Origin of the sequence: uncultured Pontibacter sp. (assembly GCF_947492645.1) — a bacterium.
Taxonomy (GTDB): domain Bacteria; phylum Bacteroidota; class Bacteroidia; order Cytophagales; family Hymenobacteraceae; genus Pontibacter.
Genome location: NZ_CANLMZ010000008.1, coordinates 331992 through 355979, shown reverse-complemented (window position 1 = coordinate 355979; position 23988 = coordinate 331992). Strand labels below are relative to the sequence as shown.

25 protein-coding genes are annotated in these 23988 nt (G+C 42.2%); 3 read left to right on the top strand and 22 right to left on the bottom strand.

From position 1 onward, the window contains the following. Positions 1 to 76: 76 nt before the first annotated feature. A complete protein-coding gene (locus Q1A23_RS12010; protein WP_299823680.1) occupies positions 77 to 577 on the bottom strand; it encodes a hypothetical protein in 501 nt (166 codons plus the stop codon). Between the two features lie 737 nt (positions 578 to 1314). Between Q1A23_RS12010 and Q1A23_RS12005 the strand changes: the two genes are divergently transcribed. Continuing rightward, a complete protein-coding gene (locus Q1A23_RS12005) occupies positions 1315 to 2754 on the top strand; it encodes a tyrosine-type recombinase/integrase (protein WP_299823678.1) in 1440 nt (479 codons plus the stop codon). A 92-nt stretch (positions 2755 to 2846) separates the two neighbouring features. Here the strand turns inward: Q1A23_RS12005 and Q1A23_RS12000 are convergent, their stop codons facing one another. The 9 genes from Q1A23_RS12000 to Q1A23_RS19605 all read right to left on the bottom strand — a co-directional run bounded on the left by Q1A23_RS12000 (position 2847) and on the right by Q1A23_RS19605 (position 8512). Next, positions 2847 to 4232 (bottom strand): DUF2971 domain-containing protein, encoded by a 1386-nt coding sequence (locus Q1A23_RS12000; protein WP_299823676.1) that lies wholly within the window; start codon positions 4230 to 4232, stop codon positions 2847 to 2849. Between the two features lie 125 nt (positions 4233 to 4357). Beyond that, positions 4358 to 5047 carry an FRG domain-containing protein gene (locus tag Q1A23_RS11995; protein WP_299823674.1) on the bottom strand — a complete coding sequence of 230 codons (690 nt, stop codon included), beginning with the start codon at positions 5045 to 5047 and terminating at the stop codon, positions 4358 to 4360. Between the two features lie 186 nt (positions 5048 to 5233). Beyond that, positions 5234 to 5593, bottom strand: coding sequence for a hypothetical protein (locus tag Q1A23_RS11990; protein ID WP_299823672.1), 360 nt, complete (start codon positions 5591 to 5593; stop codon positions 5234 to 5236). A gap of 35 nt (positions 5594 to 5628) precedes the next feature. After that, complete coding sequence (locus Q1A23_RS11985; protein WP_299823670.1) at positions 5629 to 6285, bottom strand: recombinase family protein; 657 nt, start codon at positions 6283 to 6285, stop codon at positions 5629 to 5631. Positions 6286 to 6462: 177 nt separating this feature from the next. Next, positions 6463 to 6780 carry a hypothetical protein gene (locus Q1A23_RS11980; protein ID WP_299823668.1) on the bottom strand — a complete coding sequence of 106 codons (318 nt, stop codon included), beginning with the start codon at positions 6778 to 6780 and terminating at the stop codon, positions 6463 to 6465. A gap of 30 nt (positions 6781 to 6810) precedes the next feature. Beyond that, positions 6811 to 7179, bottom strand: a complete 369-nt coding sequence (locus Q1A23_RS11975) for a hypothetical protein (protein ID WP_299823666.1) — start codon at positions 7177 to 7179, stop codon at positions 6811 to 6813. Between the two features lie 234 nt (positions 7180 to 7413). Further along, positions 7414 to 7989, bottom strand: a complete 576-nt coding sequence (locus Q1A23_RS11970; RefSeq protein WP_299823664.1) for a hypothetical protein — start codon at positions 7987 to 7989, stop codon at positions 7414 to 7416. Between the two features lie 102 nt (positions 7990 to 8091). Next, complete coding sequence (locus tag Q1A23_RS19610; protein ID WP_363322047.1) at positions 8092 to 8238, bottom strand: DUF4113 domain-containing protein; 147 nt, start codon at positions 8236 to 8238, stop codon at positions 8092 to 8094. Next, complete coding sequence (locus tag Q1A23_RS19605) at positions 8222 to 8512, bottom strand: hypothetical protein (RefSeq protein WP_363322061.1); 291 nt, start codon at positions 8510 to 8512, stop codon at positions 8222 to 8224. The genes Q1A23_RS19610 and Q1A23_RS19605 overlap by 17 nt, the downstream gene beginning before the upstream one ends. 233 nt (positions 8513 to 8745) lie before the next feature. Here Q1A23_RS19605 and Q1A23_RS11960 point away from each other — a divergent pair, with 233 nt between their 5' ends. After that, positions 8746 to 9735 carry a hypothetical protein gene (locus tag Q1A23_RS11960; RefSeq protein ID WP_299823660.1) on the top strand — a complete coding sequence of 330 codons (990 nt, stop codon included), beginning with the start codon at positions 8746 to 8748 and terminating at the stop codon, positions 9733 to 9735. Between the two features lie 495 nt (positions 9736 to 10230). On the opposite strand, the gene Q1A23_RS11955 is transcribed toward Q1A23_RS11960, so the two are convergent. From Q1A23_RS11955 to Q1A23_RS11930, 7 genes are all read right to left on the bottom strand, one after another. Next, positions 10231 to 10374 carry a hypothetical protein gene (locus Q1A23_RS11955; protein WP_299823659.1) on the bottom strand — a complete coding sequence of 48 codons (144 nt, stop codon included), beginning with the start codon at positions 10372 to 10374 and terminating at the stop codon, positions 10231 to 10233. A 43-nt stretch (positions 10375 to 10417) separates the two neighbouring features. Continuing rightward, the gene (locus Q1A23_RS11950; protein ID WP_299823657.1) at positions 10418 to 10981 is read right to left on the bottom strand and encodes a hypothetical protein; all 564 of its coding nucleotides are present in this window, start codon (positions 10979 to 10981) and stop codon (positions 10418 to 10420) included. Positions 10982 to 11208: 227 nt separating this feature from the next. Continuing rightward, the gene (locus Q1A23_RS11945) at positions 11209 to 11778 is read right to left on the bottom strand and encodes a hypothetical protein (protein WP_299823655.1); all 570 of its coding nucleotides are present in this window, start codon (positions 11776 to 11778) and stop codon (positions 11209 to 11211) included. A 328-nt stretch (positions 11779 to 12106) separates the two neighbouring features. Beyond that, complete coding sequence (locus Q1A23_RS11940) at positions 12107 to 12877, bottom strand: DUF4238 domain-containing protein (protein WP_363322046.1); 771 nt, start codon at positions 12875 to 12877, stop codon at positions 12107 to 12109. After that, a complete protein-coding gene (locus Q1A23_RS19600; RefSeq protein WP_363322045.1) occupies positions 12867 to 13202 on the bottom strand; it encodes a DUF4238 domain-containing protein in 336 nt (111 codons plus the stop codon). The genes Q1A23_RS11940 and Q1A23_RS19600 overlap by 11 nt, the downstream gene beginning before the upstream one ends. 407 nt (positions 13203 to 13609) lie before the next feature. Continuing rightward, positions 13610 to 15490: a UvrD-helicase domain-containing protein gene (locus Q1A23_RS11935; protein WP_299823653.1), complete on the bottom strand. Its 1881-nt coding sequence runs from the start codon at positions 15488 to 15490 to the stop codon at positions 13610 to 13612. 11 nt (positions 15491 to 15501) lie between these two features. Beyond that, a complete protein-coding gene (locus Q1A23_RS11930; protein WP_299823651.1) occupies positions 15502 to 17451 on the bottom strand; it encodes an AAA family ATPase in 1950 nt (649 codons plus the stop codon). Positions 17452 to 18006: 555 nt separating this feature from the next. Here Q1A23_RS11930 and Q1A23_RS11925 point away from each other — a divergent pair. Beyond that, entirely contained in the window at positions 18007 to 18297 is a 291-nt protein-coding gene (locus tag Q1A23_RS11925) for a hypothetical protein (RefSeq protein WP_363322044.1), read from the top strand. 448 nt (positions 18298 to 18745) lie between these two features. On the opposite strand, the gene Q1A23_RS11920 is transcribed toward Q1A23_RS11925, so the two are convergent. The 5 genes from Q1A23_RS11920 to Q1A23_RS11900 all read right to left on the bottom strand — a co-directional run bounded on the left by Q1A23_RS11920 (position 18746) and on the right by Q1A23_RS11900 (position 23984). Further along, positions 18746 to 19777, bottom strand: a complete 1032-nt coding sequence (locus Q1A23_RS11920) for a sodium:calcium exchanger (RefSeq protein ID WP_299823649.1) — start codon at positions 19775 to 19777, stop codon at positions 18746 to 18748. A gap of 127 nt (positions 19778 to 19904) precedes the next feature. Beyond that, complete coding sequence (locus Q1A23_RS11915; RefSeq protein WP_299823647.1) at positions 19905 to 21932, bottom strand: heavy metal translocating P-type ATPase; 2028 nt, start codon at positions 21930 to 21932, stop codon at positions 19905 to 19907. Positions 21933 to 21938: 6 nt separating this feature from the next. After that, positions 21939 to 22310, bottom strand: a complete 372-nt coding sequence (locus Q1A23_RS11910) for a DUF3703 domain-containing protein (protein WP_299704601.1) — start codon at positions 22308 to 22310, stop codon at positions 21939 to 21941. Between the two features lie 29 nt (positions 22311 to 22339). Next, positions 22340 to 22786 (bottom strand): transcriptional repressor, encoded by a 447-nt coding sequence (locus Q1A23_RS11905; protein ID WP_299704598.1) that lies wholly within the window; start codon positions 22784 to 22786, stop codon positions 22340 to 22342. 10 nt (positions 22787 to 22796) lie between these two features. Continuing rightward, complete coding sequence (locus tag Q1A23_RS11900; RefSeq protein WP_299823645.1) at positions 22797 to 23984, bottom strand: efflux RND transporter periplasmic adaptor subunit; 1188 nt, start codon at positions 23982 to 23984, stop codon at positions 22797 to 22799. Positions 23985 to 23988: the final 4 nt, after the last annotated feature.

The window sequence follows — 23988 nt, the reverse complement described above, 5'->3', positions numbered from 1 at the left end:
TTAAGATCCTACAACTGTTGTTAAAGTATACTTAGATTTACAAAAGAGTTGTAGTCTTAGCTGAGATGCTGTGCCATTAACGTAGCCTTTTAAATTTATAAGAGTAAACCCCTTTTCTGGATGTAACGGTTATGCTGTCTCCGTTCGCATCAACATCTCTGTAACCGGCATAGTCTACAGTAGCTTCCCATACCATGGAGGTGTCGTTTTTAGATACGATCTCGTAAGTATCGAGGCGTTTTTGCCCCTGGAAGAGCACGATATAGTCTGTATCACTAGAGTCTGGTATAACAAAAGTAAATGATTCTCTGGCACCACTGTTAGGGTGTGAAATATGCATGTTGTCACCGGCAAAAGTATGGCGGACGTCCAGGTAAGCAGAGTCTATATCTCTATGTGCCACCTGGCCTGCATCGTTGTAAAATAAAACGGATTTATAATTATTAGACCACTCACCTTGTAATTCTACTTTTACTTCGCCTTTTTGGTTAAGGGTTGTTATCTCGTTCTCATTATCATCTTTATCGCAAGATGAAAGAAGGAATAGTGCTGCGGGAATTAAAAAAAGCTTTTTCATAGATATAAAAAATTTAAGTAGCATAAGGTACGTCAGGCCACGGTTAAAGTTTGCGATTAACAGATAGCTGCTTTTACATTTTGTGTATAGTTCTAAAAGTCAAAGCAATCTGTTTGTTCCTTATTCATCTGCCAGCATATAGCTGCTGATGACTGACCTAAATAAAACTCGCTGTCCTGTTTATTTATTGTGTTTAAGTAAGAATAAGATGACAGAGAGTGCATGACGCCTGCGTTGCTTTATACGGATGGGCAGTAAATGTATAAAATTGTAAATGTTGATTCCTTACTTCACATTGGAGATTTATATAGTAAAAAAGTATAAGTGTGCTGGCAAATTTTATTGGATTTAATATGCAGCTCAATTTTCTTTTTAGAGGGAAATGATAGCTTTTGAGTTCAGTTGTAAGGGTAATAAAAGTCTAGAATAAAGGTGAAACTTGCATTGAAGCTTTCCTGATTTTTGGAAAGCTTCAGGTAACTTTAAGTGTAGCGCATCAGCTCTTGCCTTGTCACTAATCTGAGGAATGGTTTAGAGGCAGCTATAAAAAGAAAAAGCCCCACTTAAAAGTGGAGCTTAATTTTACTTGTGCACCCGAGAGAAATAGAACCCAGTTTGGAATGTGCCTCTATTCGCTTTAAACGAAGAATATTTAAAATGTTAGATTAATGTTGTATTAAAATGTTGTATTATAATTAACTTTGCGTCAGTTACTTATAAAGTTAAACATTTCACATATGGTGTTCTCTACAAAGGCTTATATGCAAACTCCTAACAAACAAGGTGTTGGCAGAATCTATCTTCGGTACGTCTACAAACGTAAACCAGATGCGCTAAACCTGAAACTGAAAGTACATCAAAGCAAGTTTGATTCTGACAAAGGGTTTGTGTATACCAAGTATCCAGAGGCATCGGTCATAAATTTAGCCATACGAAAAGCAACGCAACTGATAGAAGATATTGCAGGCAGTTTAAGAAACCCGGATTTCAAGCAAGTCAAGGAACTATACCTGCAACGTATGGCAGAAATAGAAGAGCAGGAAAAGGAACAAGCAGAAGTAGTTAGGGTTCAGAACTTCAACAACAAAATAGACAACCTTTACAACTATATCACATCGCTAGAGATACCGGAACAAATCAAAGCTTTAAAAGCTAGGATAGCAGAACTTGAAGAGCAACAACGAGAACTCAACAAGCTAGGGTTTCGAAATGAGACCTTCGAAGAGCAAGAGTTTAAACGGTTCCTTGCAGAATACCCGGACACGTTCAAGACCAAGAGCAAGAGCGCACAGGCACACATTAAAGTATGGGCTTCAATCCTATTAGAGTTCTCAGAGAAGACCAACACACCGTTGTTACCGGACATCTTTGATTACAAGTTTTACGAAGAGTATGCTAGGTTTTTGATGTATGGCGAACGGAATTACTTCAACAACAATTTCGGTAATCACATCAAAGATTTACGGGCGTTCCTACGTTGGCTGGAAGAGGAAAAAGGTGTATATGTGAACAAAGGATATAAGAAGTATCCAAGGCTCAAAGAAGAGATTGAGGTCATTTATTTGACAGAAGAGGAACTACATTTGCTTTGGGAGTACCGCGAAGAGGTCAAACCAGAGTATCACAAGTATATAGATTTATGTATATTTGGGAACATCACAGGCTTACGTATTAGCGACATCCTGCGTTCGTATTGGAAAGTAGAGAACGGTGTGTTGATGGGCAAGACCAAGAAGACCAAAGGCAACTACCAAGTGCCGTTGGTGTTAGACGACCGAATAGAAGAGATATTGAAGCGATACAACTACAACTTGAAGTTGGTTTCATCTGTCAAGTACAACGAGTACATCAAAATCATTCTGAAAGCCTTATTCAAGAAGCACGAGATAAACCAGCAACCGATTGCCTTAATGCGTTATAAGCTGCAAGAAGAGTTCGTAACACACCACTATAAACATGAGTTGATAGCAAGCCATAGCAACAGGCGGGGGTTTTGTACTCGCTTATGGCAAGCCGGGCATAGTGAGCGGGATATACTGCTAATGCTAGGCTCTAAGAGTAACGAGGTACTGAGACGTTATATACACAACGACACTGAAAACCTAGTAAGGAAAGTAACAGAAAAAGTTCTAGCTAAGAAGCAAGCGGTGTTGGCTGCACTGGCAGAAGTTGAATAGAAACCAATCCTAACTAATAGGACGGAGACGTTTTAACAATTTGATAATAATAATATTGATAACTTATAAATGAGTAAATAATCACTTTGAATTTACCTATAGTGCTTTATTTTTGAAAATTCTACTTTTAGCTTATCTAGCTTTAAACTATCACCTTCAATTTCGGTCTCTCGCTTTTTTCTTCTAATCATTTCTTGGATTTGTACGAAGTTTGATTCTTGCTCTGGACATTTTGGACCAAGTAAGATTTTGCTAAGATGAATAGGGAATGATTTACTATTTAATCTAAAATCAATTATCGGATTAAAAATTGAATGGGAGTATGTCATAACCCAATCAGTTTTAATTTTATCCAGAGCATCGTTGTCAATAATTAGAAGCCTAACTTCCTCCTCAACTTTGTAATCGTGTGCTTTAAAGAAATGCTTCCAGTGGCTCAGTTTTCTAAACTCAAATTTGAAACCTGTTCTTGATTCAACCTCTTTTTGTATATTTTTAAGAAAGTCTAATTCTTTGTGTTTACCGTCTGCATCAGCATATTTCACTTTTTGTAGTAAAACATACTGGTTTAGGTTGCTTTTTTTTACATCAAAAATCAGACACACTCCCTTCGCATCATCGGAATACAATCGCCAAAGGGTGAGGTCATCCATTCTTTCAATATTAGAACATGAAGTAATATATCGCTTATTTAAGGCTGTGATGGTACTATGGTGTTCCTTTGTTAGTGGCTTTTCTACACTCAGCATATCACTATCTTTACTTAAATAGCTATCAACGTAGTTAACTTCTGATTTATCATTCATACCAACTAAACCACTCATCCTAAAAGAAAGAAAATTTAGCATATCAAATATTGTTTTGAGTGATGTGTACCTACAAATTTGAGTAGCTTCAAATTCACCAAACATCTTATTAAAGAATTGATTTTCAATAGAATTTATGCCTGTTATATCATCATAAAATCTATATGTATTTGATGCGTCGTTGAATATTATTTTATTTATAAACCCCTTATTGTTTAAAAATGATATAAACTCTGAATTATCTTGTAAATGAGCATTTGCTGCTTGAATGATAATATTGTGTATCTCGTATTTGACTTCCTCGATACTCCTTATTTTCTCAGGATTAGTTAGTCTTGATATGATTTCATCATATGGAACTACTTTAAATACAAGGTCTTTCTCATTCCTGTCATAGAGATAAAAGGTCTCACCGTCAGTTGCAATGCCGAATCTAGCATTTGTTAATGCAAGAGCGGAACGTAATTGTTGAATTGCATCAGCCAAGAAAGGAGTCCCTTTAACCTCAATGACAGCCAAAGGATGTATATTTTTATAAATAACAATATCGAAATATCTCCTTACCTTAGAGACTTCCCATCTATCATGCAGGCGTATCTCTAAGCTGGTTCCTTTAAGGGAATCTTCAAGCCTTCTAGTTACAATTTCTTCTAGTTCTGAATGATAACTCATCAAATTGTCAATATATACTTTAAATAACTTCTTGTGTAAAACTCTAACTTCTATTGGGTATTTTTTCAGCTGGGTATCACTCTATAGTCGCAAAGAGTTGTTACTTATGATAATAAATAGTTATGCTAAATTTTATCTTCTAATAAGTTTTTAAGATGTTTGGCAATGCCATCCACATCCGGGAAAATGGTACTAGCATTGATACCATAGGCATTCAGTTTTCTCCTAAAACCTTTCTTTAAACTACTGCTAAAAATTAGCTTCCTAACTCTCTTGGGGTTGAGATAATTGTTTAAAGGTACTTTTGGGTCTTCTTGAATAGTGAAGAATCCAAATTGATTCTTTATCCTATTCGTAACATGTGGTATAGATACAAGACATGCATCTTTTATGTCGAACGGCCCGCAATCCGGCAGGTCGTACATTACCCCTTCTTTATAAGTTAAAATATAGACAGCAAATTTGTTATCTGACGTTTCTCCTTTGATTAACTCTGTAGCAAAATATAAAGCTATAAGAGGGTTAGATGTCCAGTCTAAAAGACGTGTAGGGAGTCCGTGATGTTGAGCTATGGCAAGCCACTCCCAGTCATTAATTGGTCTATGTGATAACAATGGTAAAGCCTGATTTTTGAACATTTCAAAAGTCCTGCTCTCATCGAAATAACCATAATTGTTAATAGGAATTCTTCCAATAGATGGAATCAATGCGAAGGTGTCACTTTCTACACCTCTAAAGAAATACCTAGTATCAGGGCTATAAAAATCTATTGCAGCATTAAAATCCTCAAATGATTCTAATTCGGTAATGTTCATGTGGGAAGGAATATAGTCGTACCAAATCTATAAAGTTTTTAGAAATGATTAGGTAAAACTATTTCTCAGAGCTGGTATTAGGAGTAAATATATTTCCTCTACTTGGTGAGTTAATGATGTTGAAGACTCCAAAAGGAGGTGCGATTATTCCCTTCAAAGGGTGCTATTTAATAGGTATACGTTAACTTAGGACGCTTTTTTGTGCATGTAATCTAAGTTTACATTAATCTTCTGCGCTCTCGTATGGGTGTACTTTCGGAGAACTGTGATATTGCTCTTCTTGCCATCCCGGTAAACTTTGAATGTTTTGTACACGTTCTTGCAAGACTCTCTGTAACTAAAGTATACTTCTAGATTGTCAATCGTGGCAGTAACGCTATCACCATCTTGGTGAACTTGAAAGCCAATCTCTTTGAAGAATGAACTCACTTCATCTAGTCGTTTCTTCTCATTGTACCTTCTCGTACTAGCATTAGAGGCAGCAGCCCAGTTAAAGGTATTTGCCGTTAAGATGTCTGGGAATTGAATTTGTTCTTGAATGTTCATAGTTATTGTAAATTTGGTTAATGATTAATATGTTGTTATAAAAGCTGACTTTCAGCCATTGCTTTCTTTATTTTTATAACTGTGTTCTTTGCTATTCCATGTAGCTTCGTGCACTGGTTCAGAGAAAGTCCTTGCTTTAAGTCCCGTACTAGTTTAGGGTATTCTTTTAATAGTTTGTCATTGTCTTTTCTCCACCCGGGAGGTCTGCCTACTACTTTTCCTTTCTTGATTGCATGTGCCATACCGCTCCTGATTTTGGCAGAACGTTGCTTATTATCCTCCATGCTCACCTCCGCATAAACAGATATGAGAATGTTGGTGACAAAGGTTTCTTCCCCGTCTTCATCCAAACTTTCAAAGTTTTGATTCTTGAACACAATAGAAATCTTTCGCTCATGCAGAAAGTCGATTGTTTTGCGTATCATTCGAGCATCACGTCCTAGTCTCTCTACCGAGGTCACAATAACCTTTCTGAAATTTGCCTTCTTTGCTAAAATGAAAAGGTGCTCTAAGTCCGGTCGTTTGTTTCCAGTTCGCCCGGATATATTATTGGCAATCGTTTCAACAATCTCGTAGTTTTTAGAAAAACAGTATTGTTTGAGTTCCTCTAACTGATACTCATAGGACTGTTGGTCGCTACTGACTCGGCAGAACAATAGAACTGGAGTTTTCGCTGTAGCTGGTTCAATCATAGCTAAACTTAAAGATGAACTAGTTTATTAAGACTTCGTGGCTTGACTACTGGTTAATATTTGATATTTTTTTGCCGACCTTTATTTTGAACCACTTACCCCGGCTAAGGTTAGTAATTCATAAAAAGTCTAGTTGCAATGAAGTTAATTAGCTTCATAGATGTTGATTGATGGTAGTTACTCATCATCTAAAACAACACTATCAACTTTTTCTTTGAAAGTATCAATTTGAATGCTGTTTACCTCGTTCTTGTATACATTACAATTTTTACCTTCAAAGCTTCTTATCGATAACTGACGACCATTAAGCATAGGAAATATTTCAATGCCTGTATTTTTATCGTCTCCTATATTAAAATCGATTTTCCCTTTGACTTCATCGACTTCATAGGTGATGCCGTTTGTGTCTAATCGTTGGCCATCATAAGTTATGAACGATAGTTCTTTGATGTAACCCTTTAGCATTTTTGCCTGCTCGAATAATGGATTGTCCATGTTTTGCATTTTGATTCTAGTACTTTATTATTAATCTTTTGTATAATTTGACTCATCTTTATTATTCAGCTCAGATAACTTTTTCCTACCCCTTTTCTTCTTAATATCTGTAATCAGGTCATAAACTTCCTGAGTCTCTTTCAGGTCATCTTTGATTTCTTGTATTTTCATTTTGATTTCATTGCTATCACTATCAGATTTAGTAAACTGTATTGGCGATTCAAGGTCATTCTTTAAATGATTGAATAGTACTTGTATCAAATCTTGTTCATTTTTCGAAAATCCTCGCCCAGCGGACCCTTTCATCTTATTATTAAATGCACCCCGGGTAAGCCCAATGTAGTCGGCTACTTTTGAAGCGCTTATACCATAGACTGTAAGTAACTCTACTAACTCCATTTTATAACATATAACTATACATACTGAATAATTGAATACAAATGTATTAAATTAAATAATTAAATACAATAGTATTCAATTATTGTTTTAGTGGTTTTACTTTATGTGTTGATAATCAGTAATAAAACTTTGTAGTAAGTGCTAGAAAAGGTTTGCCTGTTCTATGAAGTACAGTTATGATAGGCAAGTCATTTTCTAACAGAGGGTTTTGAGTAGGTTAAGAGAATACTTTAGTTACTCCTCCCAAAGCTTCTCTAGGTTCTCTATTTTTTCTATTCTTCTCTCAGAAATAAGCTTCTTTAGCGTCTGCCTAACTGGGGGAGGGAGCGTTTGATTAGAGCAGTCATTATCCGAGATTGACACGGAAACATCATTAAATACCCCTTTTTTAATGGCTCCGGCAATTACATGCCTTAGATGGTAAATTTGGTATGCAAAGAATGAAATGTTATCTGTTTCGGCTTTACAACGTACGTGCATGATTCCATCTGCTTTGATATTTGCAAGTACAAGGTCAAACATAGTTATACCGGGGAACGGAAGCGTATTATCAGTATACGGTTCACCAAGAGAGCACTTTAGTGCCCAGCGTTGATGCTTCATTTTAATGTCACAAGTTACCCAGTTGTAGGAGAAAGAGTTATCAGGTTCATCATTTACAAAATGCATTTTGAACCACGTATCCATCATCCATGCGAAGTACATCGCATCCTCTACTGTTGTGATTTTGAATCCTTTATCGATAACTGCCTGTGCTGTTACTGGTTTAGCTGTCGCCGGAATGCTTGTCTTTGTTAATCTGCTTTTCATATTGTTATTATTGTTAATGATTTGCAGCTTATAGAATCGGCAAAACGGAAAGTTTTTTTTCTAAAAAATATTTTTCAGGAGGGGATTTGGGATGTTCATTCTCTATTTCAGATGTATGGTTTGTATATCTGTAATCCGAGTGGTGTAGCAGGGCGATTTGAAGTCGCTCTTCAACTCCCATGATTTATCAATTCCCTGTGTGGCTACTCGTACCTTGCTCCTGCCGAATCTATCAACTAGCCCATCCACTGACTTGCATCAACTTGGTGTGCTTGCACCTATCTACTGTATCCAAAATAGCTAGCTGTATCTGATTTTCTGGAACTATCTCCGTTACTATTACACCAGACTTCTTGTACCAGTACCCCTCCCGGTACATTTCTTTCAGGGCGATGCTGGCATAATTAATCAGTTCTATATCAGAATTTGTAGCCACGGGCAGACAGATGGTTTTGATTTTGGAGTAACGATTTGTGCTAACAAATACAGTTGCCAGACTTGCGCAGCTTTTCTGCTGGCGCAGTTTTCAAGCGCACTTTGCAGTATAAGATGCATTAGCTTCTTCTAATTCACCATTGGGATGCAATTTCTTTCCAAAGTTTCTGGATGCGCAAATGCCTTTCTTCGGAGGGGCAGCATCTTCAAGTTCAAGGCATGATTCTCCAAGCAACTCTATGAACACAAAGTTTGTTGTAACACATCTAAACTAAACTCGTTGAATATAAATTATATTTTATTGAATAAAACAAAGCGATTATGAAGTTTAGATATTTCGCAATCTCCCTTTTCCTTTCGATTATGGTGCTTGCATGTAATGATAAGGAGGATGAGCCTAATCCTGTCACAGACCCTAATGAAGCAGAAAGTGCTTGTTATGTAACAGAGTATACGACAACTAATAACTATCCTAATTCTTATGATAATTCATGGGAGGAGTATAAGTCTACCATAAATATAGCCTACGATGCCGACTACAGAATTAAGCGGATTGACGAACTTGTTTTTAACGGAATCTGCACAAACGGCCAATGTATTGATACCAAAGACCATTTGGAATTCTTGTATGACAACAATGGGAAACTTATGCAGATAGAGAGTTATGAAGAGGGTGTCATGTATCAAAAAGCTGTTTACGATTACAACAGCGCAAAGCAGGTTTCAAAATTTATCATCTATGGGGAAAAAACTGGTGTTGCTGGCTTAATAATGTATGGGTACTACATGTATGAGTACAATAACAGAGGAAACATAACTAATGCAAAGTTTTTTGATGCTAGTAATAATCAGTTTGTGGAAGAGTATAAATTTGAATATAACAGTTCTAACTTAATGACGGCTATAGACGCCATTGAGATAGATGGATACAGAGTAAAGGTACAATATGAATACGATGGTAATGAATTGGTTAGGAAGGCATGGGCAACTGCGGATGGAAGATGGGGGGAAGAGATTATGTTTGGAGATAAGAACGGAGCCTTTGCAGCAACTATAAAAAAAAACCCACTAATATTCAACTATCCTGTACCTGACATCACGCCTATATTTGATGAATATGAATACGAATTTAAAAAAATAATTACCAACATCAGAGGCTGGGAACCCGGGCCCCAAGACCTTCTCGAAAATATGGATAGAACTGGCAGCCCAACATATGAATTCAGTAAAGAGGGGTATCCAACTAAAGTTGCCTTTGATAATTATGGTGGTGGGAAATTGACAACGATATATAAGTATAAATGTGAATAATATACTATTTGCATCCACTTCATGTAACCCCCCAATTTGTCTCGCACCACCTCGAAAAGATTTGTCTAAGTTCTGCGTCTTTGACAACTTTATGTAGCACAGAATTAATCTTACTTTACATGAGTGCAAATTGCAGGCATATTTTACTGGGGGTACTATATGTTTTCAAGCTTTGTCTGTTACACCTTTTTTTGAATACAACACGGATATGTTAATTAACTCATCTATCAATTTCAGTTCTTAAACATAGATTGTTTGACCGGGATTGTTTACCCTGTAGAATTACAGATAAAGGATTTCTCCTGTGCAGCCAGTTAGTTAACTAAACCAACACCGTTTTCTTAATGGTGCAAGGAAAGGGAGAATAGCATGTATCATGCAGGAGACAGCACGTTCACTCAAAATCGATAGGGTACACCTTTCTATGCCTAACTGCCAACCGTAGGGCATCCATGTTCACAGTCCTCACTCCATATTTGGTCTTTCTCGTATCTATCACGACCCGCTGTTCGCTGCCACCTTCACCAGTCTGGTAGGTGAATACCCGCTGCCCCATCCGAGGTTATCTCTATAGCGCTGCTCCCCGTCCAGTCCGAATGGGGAGTACGTGTTGCAAAGCAGGCTACATATTTCGAGCATGGTCAAAAAAACCACCGAGAGGAGGCTTGTGCTATAAGTGGTATTAGTACAGGTAGTCGGGGTAAGTCGTCTTATATTTAGTCAAAAAGGTCTCCACTCGTATTATCGTAGAAATAACAGTGCCTCTTTTTACTCCGGCTCGGTTAAGATACCTATCGTCTAAGGTGTCTATTCCTTCAAAATTTCTTGCCGCTCTTAATTCAGCACGTTTACTTTCATAGACTTCTATAAAGGCTTTAACATCAAATTTCTCCATTTCTTTGAGGTTGATGTAAATCTCCATCAAGTCATTAAACTCATCCGTTTTAAAGGCCTTAAAGTAGTCCTTCTCAGTATGGGCCTTATAGATATTGGTGTTAATAAGGTTATAGTGGCTCACACCTATGTTGCTACTTTCACCCTTAAATGCTTCAATCATCGAATCATACTCGGTGATGTGGACCTTTAGTTTCTTCTCTTGCAGAACTAAGTCGGTATAAATCATTTTTCTGATTGTCTCCAAGCGCCTGTGCTCAACAACAGCGTCATAACCGGCTTTGAGTAGCAGGGCAATGAGGGCACCTAAAAAGGCGGTAAGTATCTGGTTAAATGTGATGACTAACAGCATGGGTGAAGTGTCTTTTATCAAAGATAATAATCTTGGAAACTCATGAATCAAAGCAGCGATATTAGTCGCAGGTTTGATACACTAAATATGACTCTCCTAGATGGTTTAGTATCCCGGTGAGTCAATTGTATACTTGTCATAGATTTCTTTACTGGTTTGCTGAACTCAGAGAAGGTAGCCAAGGGGTTCAGCATGACCGGGAAGCAAGAAATTGACAATTTCGTTTATTAATATTGCCTCGTTTTCATTAGAAAAATTTTGTGTTTGTCAGCTAACTTCAATTGACCAGAATTAGAGATAAACTTCATTGATTTTAAATAACCAAACCTCTGATGTCCCTCTACAAGTTGGTATGGTGGTTCCATTTCGCTCCACAATGGTTTTATTGAATGCAAGGGGGCCACTTCAAGTATTATAGGTGGTGTCCTCCATGTTCCATAAGACTTCCAGTACTCTTTATCAATGTCTGTGCAATAAAAGTCATTAATTGTAGTGTATCCACCTCTTTTAAAAACTAGAGGCTGAAAGTCTTTTATCACGTTTATGTCTTCGAGCATTTCGTATGGCCATTCACACAATTCAAATTCTACATTTTTAAAGTCCAACCAAGAGTAATTTCTAATAGTATGGGGTTGACGGTGATGTGGATGAATCCATTGCCTAAAAACCTCTTCTGGAATATGTGCATATTCTTTTTTGAGCTTAATCCGTGAGTAGTACTCTTCAAATGGTTCAATAATACCATCCATGTTTACGTTCGACTCTAGGTCTAACCAACTCTTGCTTTTCAAGTCCATTTGATTTCGTATGTGATGTTTAAGGACAATATAATAAGGGGAGCTGAGGGTATTTTCAACTTCTGTACATCCTTAATCAAAGAAGGTGTAGGGTTTCACTCATTTTCTATGCTATAAGTTAACACCTACACGAGCCGAGTTGAATAATGTCTACGCCCCAAGTGGGCAACGAGCAGCAAAGGCTCCTTCTCATCCAATCAACTCGCAGAGAACACCGTGCGGAAAAATCAGACGGAGCCTTTCACCTGCTCTTGGTGCTTATTAATACTCTACAAAAGCTTCCGGTAACAATATTAAGTACGAACAAATCTTGTAAACCAGAAATTATTTATATGTCAAGGCCCATTGCTTTCATTTGGTTGTATGTATGCTGTAAGTCTATACTTTCTTCATATAGCTTATGATGTTTTAGGTTCTTCATAAAGTCAACTAATTCATGATTATTATTTGTGACTCCTTTTTCTGTGAGTAATGCCATAGTGCCTAATAATTGTATCTTTTCTTTAAACTTATTAATAATAGGGTGGTTGTCAGTGGCAGGTTTTCCATATTCTTCATGGTCGATAAGGAATTTGTCGACACCAGTACTAGTGCCAATAATCCATCTTTCAGCATTTTCAAATACACTATTGTTTAAAACAACATGTTGAAAGAAATCATCTTTGTGGTAAAACACCATATTAATAATAGCTTCTTCTTTCTTCGGTGCAATGAATAAAGCATGCTTAGGGTCTAATGGCACATATATTGAATTTCTAGCATCAAATAGATTAAAGCCATCACCGAGAGAGTTACTTATTTCTACTGGATTGTCACTTGTGATAAACTCTTGGTCTCCGATTAACTCAATCACAACCAATCCATCAAGAGCCTTAAACTTCACAAATTCATTGAGTAGAGCGAGTTGTGTTTTTATATAGTCGACTCTATTTGTTTCTTTTATTTCTTTTTTTATTTCGGTAAATGACTTTTCACTTGTGTCTATTTTATAGCCTAAGAACTCTACTGTATTTGCTTCTGAATCTTTCATCACTTGTTCTACAAGTTCAGCAGCAAAAGCCACAAAGCGGTTTAAAACTTTGGGGGTTCTAAAATACATGCTGAGTGTAGTGTATAAAATGAAGGTTCGTTCTTCTTCCGTGATTACTTCCTTTTTTTTCTTGAACTAGAAGCCTATAAACGTCCGGGTACTTACTCTCTATATTGTCAGCAAAGAAGTTCTCAATATCATATTTATTGTCACCCTCTAAGTGTTTTAAAGTATAGAGGTCGGTTTCCACACAGATGTCGGCTATACTTATTACAGGTACAGTTTTTCCAGTTAATTTATTAAAAGCTGTAATCAAAAATTTGTCATCATTTTTTGTATGAGCAAAATTTCTTAAATAAGTCCGAGGTATGAAATGCTGATGTGGTTTTTTCATTTTGAGTTAAAATAATTATTTCAAGAAATTAGCGTCATAAAAATAGCTTACTATTTATGAATACGATTATTATGTATAATACGTGGCTGACATTGAGCGTCGACCCACTTTCTTGTCTCAACCTTTTTTTGAATACACACTTTAGGTCACAGTCCTAGTTGATAGAGCACTATCTCATTTAGACCTCCTGAATTTACTCTATGCGGGGAGTGAAGGTGACTTTTAATCACGCTTTAACTGCCATGTCATGTAACTGCCCAGTGTGGTCACCCTGACCTTTCTTCTGCCGAGCCTGTCTGTCAGCCCATCTATGACCTTCATCATACGACTGTGCCTCTCACCATATAGTGATTTAGGGGTTCACCCTTATTAACCGAAGTACAGATAGTTACATATACACTTTTGTTTTAAAGGGAAAGTTTTATCAACTCCCATCCGTTCTCGGCCAAGTCTGTCTCGTGACCTTCGATATGCTCTTTATATACAGCAAGGCAGAGTAGGTGTGAAGGCCGTGTAGCAGCAACATAAGACGTCCTAAGCCTTCCTCTGTTCGTTGCTATGTCCCTTGGCTTGTTCTTACCCGTCAGAAATGGCAATATTTTTTTTATATCATATGTTCTGTAAAATGTTTCCAGAAACAGGGTGGCGCAATGTGTCTCTCCCTTTACACCATGTATGGTATTAAACTCAATTTCAACACTGGTTCCCCCTTTGGAGAAGGTGTATATATTGCCGCTCGAACTATTGCTGTCATCGGTAATAGGTGTTTGTTGCTGGGGGGTGAAGAATTCTTGGACACATTCGGGACCTTTCGAATAAAAGCTTAGCAGGGAATGTGCTGAATTTTTAAGCTCCTCTAATGGGAAAGAGCCTTGCCTTATGCTTTGAACCCAGTCACTCAGGTTAAGGGACAGGAGACTGTAGTCCTTTGGATAAACATCCTTTAAGTATCTTTCGAGTCGTTTAGCTGTAAAGGGTTTATCTGATGCATCTTTTACATGGGCTAGTGTTAGCGCACGTGCCAGTGCACTTAACAAAGTATGTCTTATCATTCCCGGGGTTGGGTAAGTAGAGCTAAAAACCTGACGTATGTAGCCATCAATGTTATCAAAACTGACTCTGCCCGGGGCAGGTGGCTGCTTTTCGAAAGCATCAAAGTATGAATTTATCCCCTTACCTGTGCTTTGCTCTTCCTTTCTAAAACCAATTGCTTTGAACACTCCGTTGCCTTGGTCGGTAAGACGATAGTCGATAATTAATTCACCAAACTTGTCCTTAACAAGGTGAATCGTTTTATTATCGAATATGATGATTTTAGGTGGTATTTGTAGCCCGTTCTCCCACCCATGTAATGTCTGCCGATGGACACCAAGGCATTCGACCCTCTCGGCAATAGCCTTGGAGAATCTAACGCTTTTATTCAGTTCCAGTCTATTAGTCGGTACCCAGTGCTCCTCCTCGGTAGCCGAGTTCTGACCATAGATAGCCTGATTAACATCACCAACCTTTTGAAGCAGTACCTCTGGTACATTAAATAAATGGTGAATAATGTGATACTGGTACGCTTGCATATCCTGCATTTCATCGACAAAGACATGGGCAAACCTCTGACGTATGGATTCTGCCAGCTTAGGAAATTTGCGTAGGTACCTAGACGCTAGGGAGTAGGCGTCATCAAAGCAGAGATACCCTTCGTGTAGCAACTTTTCCTTATATGCTTTAAGCTGTATAGCGCTGTTGGTGGTGGAGGCAACACCTAATGGTGTTCCGTTAATATCCTTTGCCACATTGAAGGTATTGTAGCAGAAACGGGCGTTCTCTATATCAAAGCTCCTTCTTGCGAAATAAGTCTGTGCTGCTATGTACTGGCGACTCTTGCTTAGCTGCTGCGCCCGCTGGTAGTAGCCTTCATCATCAATGCAGTAGGGAGACTTTTTATAGTAGTATCTATAGCCTGGTATCGCCAAATACTTGTCAATAAATGACTGTATCGTCCCTAAATGATTTGGATAGGTTATAAACCTACCGGAGTGGCTAGGCAGCTTCTTCTTAATTTCTTCTACTGCAACATTAGTATGCGTAATCACCGCTATACCTGACCTATGGGCATTAGGTTTCTTTTCACCTAATAGAAGGAGCTTTGCGGCCAGAGTTGTCGTCTTGCCGCTTCCGGGACAGGCTTGTAAATCCAAAGACTCGAAGTTCTGGATAAAGTTAATCTGTTCATCATTGAAGACAATACCGAATTGTTGTTGCATCCCTGCAATGTCCTGGGCGTCTATATGCATGGCTGGATGTGTTAAACTGACGGGGCTGTTGTGGTGACACGGTTTCTTGCACTAGATACCGGTGCGCTTGCAGGAGATGAAGTTACGTGAGTTATTGCCTTTACCAGATAATCTAGAAATTGGTCGGTCTTCACTTCCTGCACCGAAGATTCTGCCTTACATCGCTTGTCCAGCAATACACTGAACAACTGAGCTACTACAGCCTTTGACACCTTTTTCTTCATGACAGGTGCGCATATCTCTATGGCCACTTCCTCACGTCCTTTGCTAATCCAGTCACCTGTGAGCTTTGTTGTCAATGAAGCTTTGACCTCTTCCTCATATTCCCTTGTTAACGGCTCTTCTAAGTTCTTCGTTTTCGAAGCCAGTTGAATCGCTAGGTATAGTTCATTCCTAAGAACGCTGAGCGCTAACTCATACTCTAAGGTCCAATTCTTAGAAACCGCTGTCAATATATCCGGGCCTGAGAACTTACTTTCCTTTTCTGCAATGATTTCACTGACTCTATCAGGTGTGAAGTCATCCTCTGTCTTCCTGTTCGGCTTCACCAAGCCTTCACTCTTTGCTAAAGCAGGTGGAATGTCTCTGTCCGTGACGCAGGCCACCGGTATGCCTGTGCTCTTGCCATCCTGACGCTTGAACACGTTGGCGTACCTGAGAAGGGCAGTACTGTTTACGTTCACGATAGAGACCCCATACTTATGTAGTGGCTTGCCAATATAGTTGGCTAGTGACGGCAAGAGAAGGTTCTCCGAAGGCCCTTCGACTAGTATTACACTATTTGCGAAGAACAGATTTGCCTTTGTATCATCTAGGAATCTTCTTAAAAACTCATAATCCCCGGAGGAAAGCTTGGTGTAGCTGGGTCCCAAAGGGAAGGCTGCACCGTTTTTGCAAAGAACTAGGTTCTCAATCTTAACCTTCGATGCTAAGGCGGGACTATGTGTTGTTATGATAGCCTGAAATCCAAGCTCACTAATATTTTGCTCAATAAAACTGACTAGGTTAATTTGGGACTGTGGGTGTAGGTGAGCCTCAATCTCCTCTATTAGGGCCAGTTTTAGGCCATCATAATCTGCCGCACTCCTCAGAAGTAGAAGCTCTGTGGCGATGAACAATAGGTTGTTTGAGCCAAGGCCGAGGTTATCGTGTTGGGTGTGGCCATTATGGTTGAAAATATTCAATTCCAGCTTTTCCAGTATCTTCCTAAGGTCTGTGTTTGAGACGGAGATACCTGACATCAATTTATTATTGGCTAGACCAAACTCTTTAAGGTAGTTGCCATTTATGCTGTCAAGTATACTTTTTCCATCACCGTTTTCGAAGTAGTCGGCGACATTGGTATTAGCAGCTTCCATGATGGACTCTAGCTCATGCTTATTGTCCTTCTTGAACACCTCGTGTGATGCCAAAATCTGGGAAAGGCGGGACCCTCTTCTTGGTATTAACTCTTGATGTGCGTCCCTAAGAGGTTTTAGGTAGGTGGCCCTAAGCTTCTCTCTAACTTCCGATGTAAGAACAATGCCTTCGTCATCCGCCCCGGCACGTACATCATACACTACTCTGTTATACAAGCCTGCCGAATCACTGATTTTGGCACGTAGCCCAAGCCTTAAAATATACTCGCCATTCTCATCAAAGCTCAACCATTCAAGGAAGGAAGCAGAGGCTTGGGACGAAAGTCCTGCCAGTACGCATTCTATACTAAGCGTGTTGCTCCTGTTGCCGTGCCTATCAACGTGAAAGTCCTCTTCCTCCAATCTGACCCAATCATTGCTCTGTGTCCCAAGCAGAAGTTTGAGGCTGTCTATGATGGCTGTTTTTCCAGAATCATTCTCACCAACAAGCACATTGAGTCCTCTATTGAGGTTAAGACTTAGTCCATAATCCTCATTACCTTGGTCATCAAGGCTTGTCCCGTACTTCCTAAAGTTCTTTATTCTAAGGCTCGCTATATACATCTCCTCTATATTTTATATCTAAATATAGGAATATTATTGAAACTGATAGCTTGTTAAGAAGGCTAGTGCTGAAATAGCGGATATAAGCGTTTGCAGGTATGTCTGCTCAATCTCAGAAATGCTGTGAAGGTTTAAAAACCGGGTGCGGAATATTGTAATCCTTCGGATATGAAATCCGACAAAATTATATTAAATCTATTGTTGAGTAGAAATGTTTAGGACACTTCTATTCTTCAATGAGAACATGTTTACTCATGTATCAAAGCAGCAATATTAGTCGCTGGTTTGATACACTTAATATGACTCTCGTAGATGGTTCAGTAACCCGATAATTCGATTGTATACTTGTCATAGATTCCTTTACTGGTTTACTGAACTCAGAGAAGTTACCCAAGAGATGCAAATGTTCAGCAGGACCCGGTGGTTATGAATCCACAGTTGTTTTTAATCAATGATATTAGTGAGGCTCTTGGTAACTTATTCATCCAATTTTTGAGCTTATCAATGTATATCCTATCACCGATGAAGCGACATTTTTAGGAATTTGGGAAGACATTGCCGCTGGTGGTGTACTTCACCATCATGTTCGTGGTCAGTTTCATCCTCGGTAAGGTGCTGGTCGCTAACTACTCCAAGAACACGGCCATCTCCTTCACCGCCACGGGCAACAACTTCGAATTGGCCATTGCCGTGGCCATAGGTATCTTTAGCATCAACTCCGGGCAGGTCTCTGCTGGCGTAATTGGCCCGCTGGTGGAAGTGCCAACACTGATTCTGCTTGTGGACGTGGCATTCTGGTTCAAGAGGAAATGGTACGGGAAGGAAGAAGGACTCGTCACCTCCTAGACATGCCTATAATACACGAGCCGGAGCCGTCCAGTAAAATGGGTGGCCTCCTATGATTGTTTATGAGTTGACGGAGGTGGAGAGAGATAGGGGAGGAGTATATGAAATTACAAGTAGGGGTCCGCTGTGGCCTCCTACTTGTCTGTTTTACTTATATACCCGCTTAACCCGAAGGTGACATCGACTGGCAGTATCGTCGCTGACACTACTCTTGCCACTTGATTCGTTAGTTGAGCAGGCTCATTCGCTATCAATAACCTTATAATACTATCAAGCCACATGAGTGGCAGGGGACACCTTGTGACGTGCACCCATATTGGTTACCATAACTATCTCCGCTGCCTTCTAACCCTGCTTGTGTGGGTTGAGGCGAAGGCAGGCGCCTTACCACTAGGTGACTGTGCAACCTTCCTTCTGTATAGGCCTGAAACTCCACCTCTCCTTTGAATTAGTTTCTCGCTGATTCACCGCCTAGTATATCCAGCACCCCAAATAATACGACTGCCACATACACTAACAGCAAGGCACCAAAGGCAAAGATTTGCCACCTCCTGAAGCCGTGCTCTTTATCTGGACCTCCCCAATGGATGAACACAGCATATAAAATACCTACCAGCCCGGCAAAGCTCAGAATGGTAACAAAGAGCGGGAAGTTCTGCACCGGTACTGTCACCAGAGCGAGGGGAAGGAAGGCCACAGTCAGAGTAACGGCGTGGTCTCCGATTACACTTGTAACGCCTGAGGTTATCTGGCCTGACTTTGCTACGCTCCAGGTGGCAAAGACCTCTGGAAGTGCGGCCATGGGTGCGGTGATGAACAGGCCCCCCACGATTTTCGACATTCCTAAGGCAGTAACGATGTTCTCTGTGGCGCGAACCGTCAAGACTGCGCCTAACCCTAGGGCTGCAAGGCCTGCCACTGCTAAGTAAATCTCTTTCTTCTTCCATTCCACCCTTTCCCCATCCTGCTTTCCCCGGAGCAGGGCTTGGGCTAGGTACAGCACATACATGCCCAGCATAATCCAGCCGTCAATCGGTTGCAATCCCCGCCATTGCTTTGGTACTGTAAGGATGGCCACTACCGCCACTATTATAAGGTATGGGATTGCCTGCACTGTCACTGCAGTTCGGTCTACTTTCAGTAAATGCTCCTGAACGTGCTGCCCGTGTCCCTCATCAGCGTTTTCCTTCGTGAGGTGACGGGTAGCGATGTATGCTGTCATGACCATTAGGGGAATAGCAATCACGTTTGAGCCAAACATTGTGCCCAGACCTATGTCAGCCACTCCCGTTGCGGCGCTTGCAACGTTAATGCCAATCTCAGGGCTTGCTGCTGCTAGACCAACCAAAGCCCCGCCTGCAGCCACAGAGAAGCCCCACTGCTTCCTTAACTTCTTCAGGGGCTTAGCTAGGTGCTCGGCTCCCCAATGCGCTGCCCAAACAGCCGCAATCAATACCAATGCCCAAACCCAAGGACTCATATAGTACCCCCTTTCACTGCAATGGATTTAAGTGTAATTTCTTTTTCTCTTTACCTTAGCCAAAGCCTTTCTCTCTCATTGAGAAGACCTACGGAAGATGGTTTCAGCAATGGGTACAACCGACGGATTAGTCAAAATGCATTCGTTGAATCCGCACTGCATTCAGAATAGCCAGAAATGCCACGCCTACATCGGCAAAGACAGCCTCCCACATGGTCGCCAACCCTCCGGCACCCAGTATCAGCACGATGGCTTTCACCCCAAAGGCCAGGGCAATGTTCTGCCAGACAATCTGCTTGGTCTTCTTGCCGATATTGATTGCGGTAGCTATTTTGGCGGGATTGTCCATCTGAATCACTACGTCCGCCGTCTCAATGGCCGCGTCTGAACCAAGGCCACCCATGGCCATGCCCACGTCGGCGAGCGTAATCACGGGCGCATCGTTGATGCCATCGCCCACGAAGGCTACCGTTCTGCCCTCAGCCTTCAGTTTCTCCACATGGCTCACCTTGTCCTGCGGGAGCAGTCCGCCATAGGCCGCGTCCAACTTCAGCTCGGCTGCCACTTTCTGCACAATGGAGTCCTTATCGCCGGAGAGCATCACCAGCATTTTCACCCCCAACTCCCGCATTCTCTTTACAGCAAGCGGAGCGTCTTCCTTCGTCTTGTCAGCGATGGTGATATAGCCTGCGTAGGTTCCGTCCACGGCCACTATCACTATCGTCTCCACAATTTCTTTCAGGCTAGGGTCATACGGTACCTTGTACTTATCCAGCAGCCTGGCATTACCAACCAATAGAAGCTTGCCGTCAACACTCCCTTTTAGACCGTGGCCGGAGATTTCCTCCACCTCACTGACCACGTGTTGCTGGTATACCTGACCCGCCTCTGAGACGATGGCCTGTGCGATAGGGTGCGTGGATTTGCTCTCGAGCGCAGCCACGGCCGACAGGAACCACTCCTTCTCGGGCAGTACCGTCTCCACACGCTGCACTTGAAACACCCCCTCGGTCAGCGTACCGGTCTTATCCATCACCACCGTGTCCACCTGCGTCATCAGGTCCAGGAAGTTAGACCCCTTGAATAGGAGTCCGTTACGTGAGGCTGCCCCAATACCACCGAAATAGCCGAGCGGTATGGAGATAACCAGGGCGCAGGGACAGGAGATTACCAGAAATATCAGCGCCCGGTAGAGCCACTGGTTGAAGTCATAGCTCTCCACAAGGAAATAAGGAATAAAGACAAGGCCAATGGCGAGGAAGAACACGATGGGTGTGTATACCTTGGCAAACTTGGTGATGAACTGCTGCGTCTTGGCCTTCCGGCTGCCTGCTTCCTCTACCAGCTTCAGTATTTTTGAAAGGGCGCTGTTCTCATACGCAGAGGTGACTCTCAGCTCAATAACGCGGTCCAGATTAATCATACCTGCCAATACTGTCTCACCTTGCTTTTTCGTGTCAGGTTTTGACTCGCCTGTCAGTGCGGCTGTGTTGAAGGAAGACTTTTCGGCGAGCAGTTCCCCGTCCAGCGCCACTTTCTCACCGGCCTTCACCTGCACCACATCGCCCACCTGCACCTCTTTCGCCTTCACTGTGACGATGCCGTCATCTGTCACCAGTCCCACTTCATCAGGCCTGTTGTCGATGAGCGCCTTGATGGAACGGCGGGAGCGCAGCACGGCCGCCTCCTGAAAATGCTCCCCAATCACATAGAACAGCATCACGGCCACGCCCTCAGCATACTCCCCAATGTAGAAGGCACCCAGGGTGGCCATGCTCATCAGGAAGAACTCGTTGAAGAAGCTGCTCCTAAGGCTCTTGATGGCATGCCATACCACGCGCCAGCCAACCAGCACATAGGCTATGCCATAGGTTACAAGCCGCACATATCCGGAGAACCAGGGTGTGTCGAGGTAATCCAGCAGAATACCTCCCAACAGCAGCACAAGGCTAATGGCCGTTGGAATGTAGGAGGACTTTGCCTCCTCCTCGGCATGCTCATGCTCCATAGCACCAGCCTGCTTGGTCCTGCCATCCGCAGTGCAGCATTCCGCACCTACATTGGGTCCAGGGGCCTCCGCAGTTCTGGGAGAGGTAATCTCCAGTGGTTTGAAATCCTCTTCTATGCTTTTTGATGTACTATCGCTCTTATTCATAATATTCTAATGGTTAATAGCAGATGCTATGATTCGCTTTAAGTCATTCGGGATGGGCATTGGCCGGAGGGGCGGAACATTGGCTCCGCCTGTGTTGCCCACTGGAATCTTTCCGGCCCAGGACTTTACCCCACCTACCAACAGACGGGGAAGCTGTCCAATCACTTCTGTCGTGTTCTTTGTCCTGAGACCGAATCTAAGCATCTTCCAGTGTACGGTTGTATGCTCCAGCGGGTATGGCTGCCCCAGGATATGCGCTCTTTCTAAATGCTTCCAGGCAGCGACAGGATTGCCCTCTCTCCAGCAGGTGTGGTAAGCGGTCAGTTCCTGTCGGTAAAAGGGCCTGAGCTTGGCGGGCATGTTCCAGTTGAGTTTCATGATGTGCTTTCTTGTCCAGTTATGTAAAGCTACGCCTCATCGCCCTGCAATCGCATTGCATTTTTGGTGGCGCAACTGCCGCAGAGGCCCTTCACCACCAGGCTAGCCTCCTCCATGGTAAAGTTGTCAGGCAGCGGAATCTTTGGGATGCGTGACATCGGAAGGCAAAATGTTTCCTGGCATTTGCTGCAAGAGAAATGAACATGCAGGTCTTCAGGTGCACATGCACAGCCTTCTTCGCAGAGCGCATACTTCGTAGAACCTGTTCCGTCCTCTATACTATGTACAAGTCCTTTATCCTCAAAGGTTTTAAGGGTACGGTATAAGGTAATCCGGTCTGAGCGAAGGAAGTGTGCCTCCAAGTCATTCAGGCTCACTGCCGAAGACTGGCCTTGCAGGAAGTCCAGCACCATCAAGCGCATGGCCGTCGGGCGGACGCCCTTTTCTTGCAGGATAAGTTCTAAGTTTTGTAGCATAGGGAATTGTTTAATGATGGCCTCCTTCTTCTTCCGCATTTCGCATCTTGGAAAGCAAAGAGTAAGCTCCTTTGGTTACAAAATTGGCGGCAGCGGTATCAATCCCGGCAGGAAGCGCCACCTGCACGTAGCCTCCTTCCTCGGTCCCTCGCTCCACGGGCACCATGCGGAAACGCTTTATCACCGTCTCGCCTTCTTTTTCATCGCCTGTGTAAAGGAAGATATAATTGTTGCCATTGTCATGCACCACAGCAGCCTCCGGTAGGGCCAGTACTTCCTGGCCGTTCAGTGCCACCCTCGCCTGCACGTACATGCCCGGCAGGAGGTCTTTGTCTTCTTCCTCCATGTGGGCGTGCACCTGCACCGTCCGCTCCGCGCTTATCTCTTTTCCAATCAGGTAGACGGTGGCCTCGTGCCTTGCCACTGTCTCATTGGGCAGGGAGTACAATACTTTTTGCCCCTTTTTCAGCGTCGGCACGTCCTTCTCAAACACCGTCAGCTCCACGTGAAGGTGGTCGGTATCAGCGATGCGGAACAGTACGTCCGTCGGGTTCACAAACTGCCCAATGCTGGCGTTGATGTAAGTCACGAAGCCCTCAATCGGGGCATAGATGGGGAGAATGCGGCTGATGTTACCTTCCCGCAAAGAAGCGGGGTTGACGCCGATGATGCGCAGTCGCTCCCCCAGCCCCTCGACCTGTGCCCTTACAGACTTGTACTCGGAAGCAGTCCGCTGATACGTCTTGGCTGAGGTGACCTGCTCAGCGGACAGTTCTTTCTGCCTTTCGTACTCCAGTTCCAAAAATCCAAGGCGGCTTCTGGCATCCAGGTAATCCTGCTGCAGTGTCACAAACTCAGGGTTCTCAATCTTTGCAATTAACTGCCCCTTCTTTACACGCATGCCTTCCAACAGCTCCGTGCTCTTCACATAGCCGCCCAGGGGAGCGCTTACAGATGCCATGTTCTGTGGCGGCAGGTCCAGCTTGCCTGTCAGCGTCAGGGTGTTACTCAGGTTGCGCATCTCAGGCTTGCCCAGCGCTATGCCAGCCACCCTATACTGCTGCTCAGTTAGCTCTGCCTCGTTGGGGTTCTCTTCGCCATGCTCCTCCGTGGCCACTTCCGTCGGTTCAGACTCACTGCCGCAGGATAAAAAGAGCAATGCACCTGTTAGGTAAAATATATAGATAATCCTTTTCATATGG